The organism is Streptomyces sp. NPDC042371, assembly GCF_056437465.1.
Genome location: NZ_JBWKAP010000006.1, coordinates 15,438 through 28,093, shown reverse-complemented (window position 1 = coordinate 28,093; position 12,656 = coordinate 15,438). Strand labels below are relative to the sequence as shown.

At 71.8% G+C, this 12,656-nt stretch carries 9 protein-coding genes; 4 read left to right on the top strand and 5 right to left on the bottom strand.

Annotated elements, in window-relative coordinates; genetic code table 11:
• The 5 genes from AC068B_RS19180 to AC068B_RS19160 form a co-directional block, all read right to left on the bottom strand.
• Complete coding sequence (locus tag AC068B_RS19180; RefSeq protein WP_478672770.1) at positions 1 to 1,527, bottom strand: Wzz/FepE/Etk N-terminal domain-containing protein; 1,527 nt, start codon at positions 1,525 to 1,527, stop codon at positions 1 to 3.
• Positions 1,527 to 2,924 (bottom strand): Wzz/FepE/Etk N-terminal domain-containing protein, encoded by a 1,398-nt coding sequence (locus AC068B_RS19175; RefSeq protein WP_478672769.1) that lies wholly within the window; start codon positions 2,922 to 2,924, stop codon positions 1,527 to 1,529. The genes AC068B_RS19180 and AC068B_RS19175 overlap by 1 nt, the downstream gene beginning before the upstream one ends.
• Positions 2,921 to 4,186: a glycosyltransferase family 4 protein gene (locus tag AC068B_RS19170; protein ID WP_478672767.1), complete on the bottom strand. Its 1,266-nt coding sequence runs from the start codon at positions 4,184 to 4,186 to the stop codon at positions 2,921 to 2,923. Before AC068B_RS19170 ends, AC068B_RS19175 begins: the two co-directional genes overlap by 4 nt.
• Positions 4,176 to 5,492 (bottom strand): nucleotide sugar dehydrogenase, encoded by a 1,317-nt coding sequence (locus AC068B_RS19165; RefSeq protein ID WP_468561737.1) that lies wholly within the window; start codon positions 5,490 to 5,492, stop codon positions 4,176 to 4,178. The genes AC068B_RS19170 and AC068B_RS19165 overlap by 11 nt, the downstream gene beginning before the upstream one ends.
• 73 nt (positions 5,493 to 5,565) lie before the next feature.
• Positions 5,566 to 7,053, bottom strand: coding sequence for a sugar transferase (locus tag AC068B_RS19160; protein ID WP_478672766.1), 1,488 nt, complete (start codon positions 7,051 to 7,053; stop codon positions 5,566 to 5,568).
• A gap of 824 nt (positions 7,054 to 7,877) precedes the next feature.
• Between AC068B_RS19160 and AC068B_RS19155 the strand changes: the two genes are divergently transcribed.
• Genes AC068B_RS19155 through AC068B_RS19140 form a run of 4 tightly spaced genes read left to right on the top strand, consistent with a single transcriptional unit; the run spans position 7,878 to position 12,635 of the window.
• Positions 7,878 to 9,113: a polyprenyl synthetase family protein gene (locus AC068B_RS19155; RefSeq protein WP_478672765.1), complete on the top strand. Its 1,236-nt coding sequence runs from the start codon at positions 7,878 to 7,880 to the stop codon at positions 9,111 to 9,113.
• Positions 9,110 to 10,594 (top strand): phytoene desaturase, encoded by a 1,485-nt coding sequence (locus tag AC068B_RS19150; protein ID WP_478672763.1) that lies wholly within the window; start codon positions 9,110 to 9,112, stop codon positions 10,592 to 10,594. The genes AC068B_RS19155 and AC068B_RS19150 overlap by 4 nt, the downstream gene beginning before the upstream one ends.
• Positions 10,591 to 11,619, top strand: coding sequence for a phytoene/squalene synthase family protein (locus AC068B_RS19145; protein ID WP_478672762.1), 1,029 nt, complete (start codon positions 10,591 to 10,593; stop codon positions 11,617 to 11,619). The genes AC068B_RS19150 and AC068B_RS19145 overlap by 4 nt, the downstream gene beginning before the upstream one ends.
• The gene (locus tag AC068B_RS19140) at positions 11,616 to 12,635 is read left to right on the top strand and encodes a Rieske (2Fe-2S) protein (protein WP_478672761.1); all 1,020 of its coding nucleotides are present in this window, start codon (positions 11,616 to 11,618) and stop codon (positions 12,633 to 12,635) included. The genes AC068B_RS19145 and AC068B_RS19140 overlap by 4 nt, the downstream gene beginning before the upstream one ends.
• The last annotated feature ends 21 nt before the right edge of the window (positions 12,636 to 12,656 follow it).

Genomic DNA, 12,656 nt, shown 5'->3' with positions numbered 1-12,656 from the left:
CTACCTGGCCTCCTGATCGCTGTACGGGACCCGTGCGGCCGACATCGACGACCGTTCCGTCCGCTGCTGGCTCGTCCCGCTCTGCCGGACCGGCCGCTCATGAGGGCCGCGCAGCGCGGTGTGCAGCCCGTCCCACAGCGTGCCGTCGGACCGGTCACGCGGATCGGGGTCGATCAGCACCACACCGATCACCGGAATGCGCTGGTCCGCGAGCTGCCGCGCCACGGTGTGCAGCCATGCGGCGCTGCCGTGCCCGGCCCGTACGACGAGCACGGTCTGGCTGCCGAGGTACTGGAGGTCGGTCCACGCGGTGCCGGGCGCGACCGAGCCGACGCCGAGCCTGCGCGTCTGGTGCGACACGCCCGCGGCACGTGCGCCGCTGACCACGGTCACGTCCCCCGGTGTCCGGCGGCTGTTGGCGAGCTCCGTGCCGGGCAGGCCGTCGATGACGACCACGGGTTCCTCCGTCGCCAGTTCCCCCGCGACGTCCAGGGCGATGGCGCTCGCACTGCGCGCACAGCCCAGCTCCAGCAGCGACACCGGTTCTCTGGACCGGCGTGCGGTGCGGGCCAGGGTCACGGTGAGCCGTTCGCGGGCCGCCCTGGCGCTTCGGAACGGCCACAGTCCGCCCGGCCTGCTGTGCACCCTGCGCATTTCGGCGATGACCGAGGCGCCCAGGTTCGCCGCGATCTCCCTGCGCAGCACGGGGCGGTCCGCCACCACCGAACTGACGGCGGCGACCGCGAGACCGAGGACGAGCCCGAGGACGAGCCCGATCCCGGCCTTGGTGGCGACGGACCTGGGCATGGAGTACTGCACCGCGCGCGGGGCGTCCACGATCTGCGTACCGGCGACGAGCTTGGGCGTGCCCATGCCCGCTTCCTCGGCGCGCTGGCCGAAGTCGGCTATGCGCGAGGTGAGTTCGGCCCGCCGGGAGAAGAGCGACTCGATGCTCGCCGAGTCCTGCGGGGCACTCTCCGGCGACCTGTTTCCTATCGCCTTGTTGACCTGGGCGAGCTCTTCCCGCATGCGGTCACGCTGGTCGCGCAGGGCCTTGGCCTCTGCCTTCGCGGCCTTCTGCATCCGCCGCACGTGGTCCGCGACGAACGCGTCGGCCAGCGCCTTGGCCCGGGCCACCGCGTCGGCTTCGCTCGCACCCGTCACATCGATCTGCATCAGGTTGTTGGTGAGGCCGGTGCCCCGGTAGTCCCGGAGGAAGTCTGCCGGTTTCTCGGAGGACTTGAGGGACTTCAGGGCCTCGCCCGCGATCCGGGTGGTCCCCAGCAGCTGGACGTCGGTGCGGATCAGTGTTCCGGTGTCGTTGGGCTGGTCCTCCTGGTGCGCGACAAGCACCTTGGTCGCCGCGCTGGGCGGCGGCGGCATCGCGACCGCGAGCACCGCGCCGATCAGCAGTCCGAGGAGTGCCAGGGAGCACCAGAGGCGGCGGCGCCTGCGCACCGACACCACCAGCGCCTGGAGGTCGAAGAGCGGAGTGGCCGTCGGCGCGTCCGCGGTCGCGCTCGTCATCACGCCGAACCTCCCGTCGCGTCGCCGCGCACGGCGAGGGCCAGGGTGGCCTTCTCCGGAGGCTGGTCGGCGGAGCGTGCCGGTCGGGCCCGGACGGCGCCGGCGACGACGACGCCGACGACCTCGTGCCTGCCGTCCGCACACGCCTCGGCTATGCCTGCGAGCTCGCCCGCGGTCCAGCTGCCCGCGCTGAGCACGACCAGGGCACCGGACTCGGTGTCGCGGTCCGGCACCATCGGCCGGGTCACCGGGACCTCGACGACGCGGAGCATGGGGTGTCCCCTGTTCGCGCCGGTGGCCGAGGGGTCACTCGCGGCCTCGGTGACGAGCTGGTCCGCGGCCCGGCGGGCGATCTCGTCGCCGTCGGGGACGACGACCAGCAGGCGCCGGGGGGCGGGCAGCTTGTTGCGAAGGCGGGCGCACACGCGCCGGTAGCGGATCCGTCTGCTCGCCTCGTCGCCCGATCGCTGCGGGACCGGTGTGTCCCACCGGGTGTCGGTGCCGAGGATTCGGCGGATTCGGGCCCGCATGCCGCCGCCCTCCGCGTGGATGTGCCGGTCCCCGGGTACGTCGACGGTGCCGAGCAGCTCCGTGCTCAGCGCCGCGGCGATCTCGGGTTCCGTGCGCAGCCTGCGGTTCATGCGGGCGGCGGCGAGGTGGCCGATGACGGCGGCCACCAGGAACAGCGCCGCCCCGCCGATCATGAGCTGGTTTCTCGTCGGTGGTGCCTCGCCGGTCGGCCGGGGCGAGGGCCCCATGACGACCATGCCTGCCTTGCTGGACACGGTTTCGGCCTGGTCCAGCTTCTTCATGGCCTCCTCCAGCGAGGCGCGCAGTTTCTCGAGCGAGGTGCGGGCCTGGACGCCTTCCACGGTCCGTCCCGGGTCGGCCGCCTCGGCCAGGTCGCTGATGCGGCGGTTGGTCGCCTCGATCTTCTTGCGCAGCGCCTCGGGACCGGTGTCCGCTCCGCTGTCGGTGTTGCCGCCGGTGAGCCGTGCGGAGAAGGCGACGAACTGCTGGGCCATGCGGTCGGAGAGCTGCTGTGCGCGCTCCGGGCTCTCGGCCGTACCCAAAATCTTGATGATGTTCCCGTCGGTGGCCTTGGCACTCACTTTGTCCTTCAGCTCGGCGGCGCTGACGCCCTTCCAGCCGAGCTCGGCGGCCGCGCGGTCGACCACCGACGAACTCGTTGCGACCTGCGCCTGGGTGAGCAGTTCGCGTTCCTCCCACTGCCCGGGCAGCAGGACGGATGCCGACGCCGTGTACCGCGGCGGGAAGAGCAGCACCGAGGTGCCGTAACCGAAGAGCGCGCCCACCACGGCGAGTACGGCCAGGAGCCGCCAGCGCCGACGGAGGATCCGGCCGATCGTGGCCAGGCGTATCGTGTCGTCGCTCAACGGTGCGGCCTCCTCCCCATACGTCCCGGGGCGCCCGTCGGCACCGAAGCACGGTCACGGCAGGCGGCGGTGTAGGCGGCGAGCAGCGAGCGCTGGGAGTTCTGCCAGGAGAGCTGTCCGCCGATCCGCTCCTGGCCGATCTTGCCCATCCGGGCCCGCTTCTCCGGGTCGTCGAGCAGCACCGTGATGAGCTCGGCGAACCGCGCCTCGTCGTTGGCGGGCGCGTAGACGGCGGCGTCACCGGCGGAGACCCGGGCCTCCCGCAGATCGAACGAGACGATCGGGCGGCCCATCGCCATGTACTCCAGGACCTTGTTCATGGTCGACACGTCGTTGAGCGGATTGCGCGGGTCGGGCGAGAGGCAGACGTCCGCGGTGGAGAGGTAGCGCACCAGGTCGGCGTCCGGGATGCGCCCGGTGAACTGCACCTGCTCGGAGAGTCCGAGCCGCCCGGACAGCTCCACCATCGCGTCGAAGGCGTCGCCCGCGCCGACGAACACCGCGTGCCAGTCGGTCCTGCCGAGGTCGTCGCGGAGCTTCGCGAGGGACCGCAGGGCGTAGTCGACGCCGTCCTGCGGGCCCATCACGCCGAGATAGCACAGCAGATGAGGCTTGCCGCGCTTCAACTCCGGCTCGGGCGGCACCGGTTGGAACCGGTCGACCTGGGGCGCGCTGCGCACCACGAAGACGTCCGCCGGTTTCTTGCCGCCGCGGCGCACCGCGACGTCCCGGTAGCTCTCGTTGGTGGCGAGCACGACGTCCGCGGCCCGGTAGGTCATCCGTTCCAGCGCGCACACACCGCGGTAGAGCAGGTCCTCGCCCCGGTCGAACCGGGAGAGGTACAGCTCGGGCACCAGGTCGTGCTGGTCGAACACGAACCGCGCACCGCTCCGCTTCAGCCACAGGGCAGGCAGGAACAACAGGTCGGGCGGGTTGCAGGCGTGCACCACATCGACCGGGCCGACCTTGCGGGCCAGCCGGGCCGTGTGCCACAACGCCGAGCCGTACTCCCGCAGATAGCCGGCCGGTCCTCCGGTGGCGGCGCGCAACGGGTAGCGGTGGATCCGCACCCCGTCGATCACCGCCTCCGGCTCGGTGTCCCGCTTGCTCCCCTGGGGACAGATGACGTGCACCGTCCATCCCGCGTCGCGAAGCGTCGTGCACTCCTGCCACACCCGCCGGTCGAACGGGACGGACAGGTTCTCCACCAGAATCAGCGCTCGGCGGCCGGTCCGGCCGCCATGTGTTGCATCACCAAGCAAGGCCCACGTACCCAGGTTCGGCCCGGCGCGCAGCGGCGTCGGGAAGGTGGATGAGGTCGATGAGAACCGGTCCTTCGCCGTGAGGCAGGGCCGAGAGCACGGCGGGATCCCTGGTTCCGACCAGGCATACGTCGGCGTGCTCCAGCACCTCGTCGACGGAGTCCGCGAGCAGCTGCGCGAGGTGCGGCAGCCGGGTCTCGATGTACTCGCGGTTCGCGCCGATCAGCCGGGACAGGCTTACGTTGGCGTCGTAGATACGCAGGTCGTAACCCTTGCCGAAGAGTCTCTCCGCCAGTTCCACGAGTGGGCTCTCGCGGAGGTCGTCGGTGCCGGGCTTGAAGGAGAGGCCGAACAGGCCCACCCGGCGCTTGCCGGTGCGCTCGACCAGCTCCACCGCGCGCTGCAGATGGTCGGCGTTGGACGGCAGCACATGGGCGAGGATGGGCACCGAGACGTCGGCCCGCTGCGCGGCGTGGACCAGGCTGCGCAGGTCCTTGGGCAGGCAGGAGCCGCCGAAGGCGAAGCCGGGCCGCAGGTAGGCGGGGCTGATGTTCAGCTTGCGGTCGGCCATGAACACGTCCATGACCTGGTGCGAGTCCACACCGAGCGCCTGGCACACCGCGCCCAGTTCGTTCGCGAAGCCGATCTTCAGGCCGTGGAACGCGTTGTCCGCGTACTTGATCGCCTCGGCCGTCGGGACCGGCACCCGGAACACCTCGCCGGGCAGCCCTTCGTACAGTGCCGCCACCGCGTCGCCGCTCGCCGGGTCGAGCTCGCCGATGACGGTCTTGGGCGGGTCGAAGAAGTCCCGCACGCTCGTGCCCTCGCGCAGGAACTCCGGGTTGACCGCGACCCCGAAGTCCGCCCCTGCCGTGCCACCGACGTGCTTCTCCAGGATCGGCACGAGCAGGTTCAGACAGGTGCCGGGCAGCATGGTGCTGCGGAACACGACGGTCTGCCGTCCGCCCCGCTCGGCCAGCGCGGCACCGATCTGTTCGGTGACGCGCTCCAAGTACGTGGTGCACAGGCTGCCGTTGGGCTCCGACGGCGTGCCGACGCAGATCAGCGACACCTCGCTGTTCATGATCGCCTCGCGGACGTCGGCGGTGGCGCGCAGCGCACCGGTCCGCACGGCCTCGGCGGTGAGCTCGCCGATCCGCTCCTCGACCACCGGGGCCTTGCCGTCGTTGACCAGGTCGACCTTCACCTGGTTCACGTCGACACCGATGACCTCGTGCCCCATACCGGCCAGGCACGCGGCCGACACACAGCCCACATAGCCGAGCCCGAAAACGCTGATCTTCATGACTGCTTACTCCCCCCAGGCAGGCCCTACCGGCCTGCTGTACGCGCCCCTGTCGGACGCCGGTCCCCGCGCATCAGTACGCCCCCTGCCCGTGGATCACCGCGCGCAGTGTCTTCCACAAGATCACCGTGTCGAGTGCGAGCGACCAGTCCTCGACGTACCTCAGGTCGAGGCGGACCGCCTCCTCCCACGGCAGGTCGCTGCGCCCGCTGATCTGCCACAGTCCGGTGAGCCCCGGCTTGACCAGCAACCGCCGCCGGATGTCCGGGCCGTACGCGGCGGACTCCTCCGGCAGCGGAGGCCGCGGCCCGACGAGCGACATCGATCCGGTGAGGACGTTGAACAGCTGCGGGAGCTCGTCGATCGAGTACCGGCGCAGCACTGCTCCCACCCGGGTGACCCGCGGGTCACGGCGGAGCTTGAACAGCAGCCCTGCGCCCTCGTTGCTGTCGGCCAGCTGGGCACGCGCGCTGTGTGCCCCGGTGACCATGGTGCGGAACTTGAAGATGGTGAACTCGCGGCCGTCCTTGCCGACTCTTCGCTGCCGGTAGACCGCCCCGCCCCGGCTGTCCGCCAGGACGAACAGCGCGACGAGCACCATCAGCGGCGCGAAGAGCATCAGCAGGATCGCCGCGCCCATCCGGTCGACGACCCCTTTGACGACCCGGCGGCCGCCGGTGAAGGTCGGCATGCTGACCCGCAGCAGCGGGATGCCGAGCACCGCGTCGACGTGCAGCCGCGGTCCCGCCACCTCCATCAGGACGGGGGCCACGACCATCTCGGCATCGCTGCCTTCGAGGTTCCAGGCCAGCCGCTGGAGCCGGTCAGGTGACCAGTGCGGATCCGGTGTGACCGCGACGACCCGGTAGCCGTCGCGGCGCACGTGGCCCGCGACGTCCGTGAGGCCGCCGACGATCGGCACGCCGTCCAGATGGTCGCCGTCGGGCCCGAGGCCGTCCGCCGTGCACACCGCCTCCACCCGCCAGCCGAGATGCGGGAACTTGCGGGCCCTGCTGATCAGGTCCAGCACGGTGGCCGGGCTCCCGGCGGCGAGCACCGGTCGCAGACACCGGCCGTCCTGCCGCTGCTTGTGCAGCCGCAGACGCAGCAGATACCGCGCGGTCATCGTGAGGAGCCCGATCGCGGGGATCGCGACGAAGATCCAGAGCTTGATGTTCCGCGATGTGAGGGCGATTCCGCCGAGCGCGAGTACGACAACGGCCGTGAACAGCGAGCGTCCGAGCCGCCGGAATTCCTCGGCGCCTTGACCGAGCACGGACGGAGCCCACGCACGGCTCATAGCAAGCGCTGCCAGCACCAGTAACTCGGTGCCGAATGCGAGAATGCCCCACTTCTCGTGCCAGTTGGCCGCGTCCCGGGCCCCGAAGAAGATACCGATTCCCGCCACTACGAAAGCGGTGGCTACGGTATCGCTGATGATCACGGCACGTCGGTACCGCTGCTCCCATTCGGTCGCGGGTTGGTCGGGTTGGTTGATTGTTCCATTCGTCAGACGATTGCGCGCCGACGGAAACGGGCTGACTAATCCCCCCTGCCGCACAGAACCCCCCAGGTCCCCAGTGGTTCGACGTGTTCGCCCAGCACTGTCCCCTCCCCCCGGGAGGCCCCCGCCCCCCGCTCTCTTCCTCCCCACGGGAGGCCCCCGCCTCCCGCACCGCGCCGTTCCTCCCCGCGGGAAGACCGCGCCCCACGCGCATGACTTCCCGGCTATTCCAGCGCTATTTGAAAAACCCACCCCTGGCGGCAACCGAATGCACGCCTGGCCAGACTCTCGAACCGGTGCCGGAACCCGTCGAAACCCCGGATGCTCCCCGCACCCAAGGCCCCTAATCGGGCCCCGGAAATTGATCACCCCCACGTCTGGCACCGGAGACGCGACTGCTCGCCGTCCGTAGCGCCGGACTTATTGATCAGTTAATGGTCGCCTCGTGCCCGAACAGCTGAAGCACGGACAATCTAGAGCATGGGGACGGACATGGAGAGGGGATGTGTGGAATTTGTGGCCACCCTTTGGCGCCGGATCGGCGATTCCGTGAACGCTCACACGTCTGTAACGGTGAGGACACGCCCTGTGACCAGGGCATATGCGGGTCCCCCCGCTCGCGGGCACCCACGACCCGGAGTCGGGGCCGCCGTGCCGACGTCCGGATGCGTGACGCGATTTCGACCCAAATTCGGTAATGAAATGGCCAAATCCACGGCCATGTCGGCGGGTTGAGGGCGGGCGCGGCGGTAGCGGCGCCTCCGCCCGTGCCGTGGCGGTGACGGGCCGGTTCATGGCATGCGGGTGCATCCGGGGGGCCCTCGGCGGCCGAAGCGTTCTGTAGCCCGTATCGATCAGTGCCACGGCTGGGAGGACGCTCCATGCGCTCGGGATCCGCAGAGGGGACGAAGCAGAACACCCTGGGTGGTGAGGGCGCACACGACGGCGCACGGCAGAGCACACACGAGGGCGCACGCGAGGGCGCACATGCCATCGACGCCGACGTGTCCGCCGCGGTGCAGCGCACTTTGGAGGAGATCCTCCACCAACGGCTGGAGGAAGCCAGGGCCATCGACCCCACCTTCGCGGGGGACATCGCGGCCCGCGTGGCCCGGTTCACCCTGCGCGGCGGAAAGCGCATTCGCTCCCGGTTCCTGTGGTGGGGGCTGCGGGCGTGTGCGGGAGGTGCCGGGCCCGGTCAGGCGGACGCGGCCCTGCAGCTGGCCGCGGGACTCGAACTCATCCAGACGTGCGCTCTGGTGCACGACGACGTCATGGACGGCTCACCGCTGCGCCGGGGCCGGGACGCCATCCACGTACAACTCCAGAATCAGTACGGCCCCTCCATACGGCAGGCTCAGCCCTTCGGAGTGGCCGCCGCGATCCTCGCCGGTGATCTGGCGCTCAGCTGGGCCGACGACGTGGTCGCCGCGACCGGTCTCGACGCGGCGCAGGCGCCCCGGGTCCGCGGACTGTGGCAGGCCATGCGGGCGGAGATGGTGGCGGGCCAGTACCTCGACCTCCAGGCACAGGCCACCGGTTCGCGGTCGATGATCAGATCCGTCCGGACGGCCGCACTCAAGAGCGCCCTGTACTCGGTGGAACGCCCGCTGGCGTTCGGCGCGGCGCTGGCCGGTGCCGACGAGGCGGCGACTCGCGCCCTGTGCTCGGCGGGTCGCTGTGCCGGAATCGCCTTCCAGCTGCGGGACGACCTCTTCGGCGCGTTCGGCGAGCCCGGGGAGACCGGCAAGCCCTCCGGGGACGACATTCGCGACGGCAAAGGAACGTACCTCTTGGCCGTGGCCACCGCCCGGGCCGAGACCGCGGCGGACCACGACGTGCTGGCGCTCCTCGCCCGCTGTGTGGGCCGGGCCGACCTGGACGACGACGACGTGCACAGGGTGCGGGAGGCGTTCGTTTCGACCGGGGCCCGCCAGATCGTCGAGGACAAGATCCGCCGTCTGGTCCGGCAGGCGCACCGCCACCTCGCCTCCGGCGTCCTGGTCCCCCACGCGGAACGGCGACTGCACGACCTCTTCCTCCGGGTGGCCGGTCTGCCCGCGGCCGAGGGTACGGCGGCCCTGCACATCCCCCGGACCGAGAGCGGGAGCCGATGAGGACCATTCCTGGGCGGACCGACCATGTCGTCGTCGTGGGCGCGGGGCTCGCGGGCCTGTCGGCCGCCCTGCACCTGCTGGGCTCGGGCCGCGCGGTCACGGTGGTCGAACGCGCCGACCACCCGGGCGGCCGGGCCGGGTTGATGGAGCGGGCGGGCTACCGGATCGACACCGGCCCCACCGTCCTGACCATGCCGGAACTCGTCGAGGACGCCTTCGCCGCGGTGGGCGAGAGCCTGCGCGACCGGCTGGACCTCGTGGCGCTGCACCCCGCCTACCGGGCCCGGTTCGCCGACGGCAGCGCACTGGACGTGCACACCTCCCCAGAGGCCATGGAAGCCGAGATCGAACGCTTCGCCGGTGCCCGGCAGGCGGTGGGGTACCGGCGGCTGCGCGCCTGGCTGACGCGGCTCTACCGCCTCCAGATGCGCCGGTTCATCGACGCCAACTTCGACTCGCCGCTGCAACTGCTGACCCCCGATCTGGCCCGGCTCGCCGCCCTTGGCGGCTTCGGGCGCCTGGACGCACGCATCGCCTCGTTCATCTCCGACGAGCGGCTGCGGCGGGTCTTCTCCTTCCAGGCGCTGTACGCGGGCGTGCCACCGGCCAGGGCCCTGGCCGCCTATGCGGTCATCGCCTACATGGACACCGTCGCCGGGGTGTACTTCCCGCGGGGCGGCATGCACGCCCTGCCGCGGGCCATGGCGGACGCCGCCGCGCACGCGGGCGCCGACCTCCGGTACGGGCACACGGTCCAGCACCTGGAGCGGTCCGGCTCCCGGATCACGGCCGTCGTCACCGACCGGGACCGCATCCCCTGCGACGCGGTGGTCCTCACCCCGGACCTCCCCGTCGCGTACGGACTCCTGGGCCGCGCACCGCGCCGTCCGACGCCGCTGCGGCACTCGCCGTCCGCCGTGGTCCTGCACCTCGGCACCGACCGCACCTGGCCCCGACTGGCCCACCACACGATCTCCTTCGGGTCGGCCTGGAAACGCACCTTCGACGAACTGACCCGCACCGGGAACCTCATGTCCGACCCGTCCCTGCTCATCACCCGGCCGACGGCCACCGATCCCGCCCTGGCCCCGCCGGGCCGCCATCTGCACTACGTGCTTGCCCCCTGCCCCAACACCGCCATCGGTCCCGCCGCACGGGACTGGACCGACCTCGCGCCCCGCTACCGCGACAGCCTCCTGGCCGAACTGGAGCGGCGCGGACTGACCGGGATCGGCGCGGCCATCGAAGAGGAGTGCCTGGTGACCCCCGCGGACTGGACAGCCCAGGGCCATGCCGCGGGCACCCCGTTCTCCGCCGCCCACACCTTCGCGCAGACCGGCCCCTTCCGGCCCCGGAACCTGGTGCGGGGCACGGACAACGCGGTCCTCGCGGGCTGCGGCACCACGCCCGGTGTGGGCGTGCCCACGGTCCTGATCTCCGGCAAGCTGGCCGCCGCGCGCATCACGGCAGGGAACGGATGAGCGCCCGGGAGCTGGACGCGGCGGCGATCACCGACCCCGTGCTGCGCGCCGCCTACAGCCACTGCCGACGCCTCAACGCCCGCCACGGCAAGACGTACTTCCTGGCGACCCGGCTGCTGCCGCCGGAGCGACGGCCCGCCGTGCACGCCCTGTACGGCTTCGCGCGGTGGGCCGACGACATCGTCGACGACCTGGAGGTCACCACCGCACCCGCCGAGCGCTCCCTGGCACTGCGGCGGCTCCAGGACCAGTTGGAGCGGGGGATGCGGACCGGGTCGAGCAGCGAACCCGTCGTGACGGCCCTGGCCGACACCGCCCGCCGGTACGCCATCGACCCGCAGCACTTCAGTGACTTCATGACGTCCATGCGGCTTGACCTGGAGGTGACCGAGTACCCCACCTATCAGGATCTGGAGCGGTACATGCACGGCTCGGCCGCCGTCATCGGTCTGCAGATGCTGCCCGTGCTCGGCACCGTCGTCCCCCGTGCCGAGGCCGCCCCGCACGCCGCCGCCCTCGGTGTCGCCTTCCAGCTCACCAACTTCTTGCGGGATGTGGGTGAGGACCTGGACCGCGGCCGGACCTATCTGCCGCAGGAGTTGCTCGCCGCGCACGGCGTCGACCGCGCGCTGCTGCACTGGAGCCGCACCACCGGACGCACCGACCCCAGGGTCACCGAGGCGCTGCGGGCAGCCGCCTCCTTCACCCGCGGCGTCTACCGCACGGCGGCACCGGGCCTGGCCATGCTCGATCCCGTCGCACGCCCCTGCATCCGCACCGCCTTCGTGCTGTACGGCGCGATCCTGGACGCGATCGCCGACGACGGATACGCCGTCCTGCACCGACGGGCGGTCGTCGCCCGGCGCCGCCGCGCCATGGTCGCCTGCGACGGCCTGGTCCGGGTGGCCGCCGCACGGCTGAGGCACCGTCAGGACGGCGGCCCCGCGCTGCCGCCCGCCCCGCACGGACACGCGCCGTCGCCCGACGGCGCGTGCACCCCACCGTCCCGGAAGGAACCGGTATGAGCGGCAGCCGCTCCCCCGAGCCCGGGCGCTACCCCCTGCGGCTGCGCCGTCGCCCCGTCGCCTGGGAGGACCAGCGCCCGACGTGGCGCGAAGCCCGACCGGCCGTCATCGCCGCCGCGTTGAAGCGCGCCCAGAGCCGCCCCTCCGGCAACTGGTACGTGGTGGGCGCTACCCGGCAGCTCAGGGACGACCGTCCGCTGGGCCGCACGGTGGCAGGGCGGGAGCTCGTCCTGTGGCGTGACGCCGAGGGGGTGCTGCGGGCGGGCCCGGGCGCCTGCCCGCACCTGGGCGCACCGCTCAAGGACAGCCCGGTGCGCTGCGGCACGCTGATCTGTCACTGGCACGGCATGTCCCTGGACGGGCAGCCGTTCGCGGGCTGGAGCCCCTACCCGGCCTTCGACGACGGCGTACTGCTCTGGGTCAGGCTCGACGACATCGGCGGCGAACGGCCGCTGGACCGGCCCGTCCTCCCCCCGCGCCCCGACCCCGCGCACAGCGTGGCGGCCGTGATGACGGTGGGCGGGCGCTGCGAGCCCGAGGACGTCGTCGCCAACCGGCTCGACCCCTGGCACGGCGCGTGGTTCCACCCGTACTCCTTCGTCGATCTGACCGTGGCCCCCCTCCCGGACGACGACCAGGACGACCCGCAGCACGACGCGTTCACCGTCGACGTGTCCTTCAAGGTGGCGGGGCGCGCGGTCGTGCCGGTGCGGGCGGTCTTCACCGCCCCGGAGCCGCGGACCGTCATCATGCACATCACCCATGGCGAAGGCGCGGGTTCCGTGGTGGAGACCCATGCGACGCCGCTGGGCACGGACCGGGCAGGGCACCCCCGTACCGCGGTCGTCGAAGCGGTGATCGCCACGTCCGGGCGCCCCGGTTTCCTCGCCGCCAAGGCCGCCGCGCCCGCGCTGCGGCCCCTGATGCGGGCGGCGGCGGGCCGTCTGTGGCGCGACGACCTGGCGTACGCGGAGCGCCGCTGGACCCTGCGCAGCTCGGGCCGGTTTCCGGGCTGAGCGTCGTTTGCGTACGGGAAA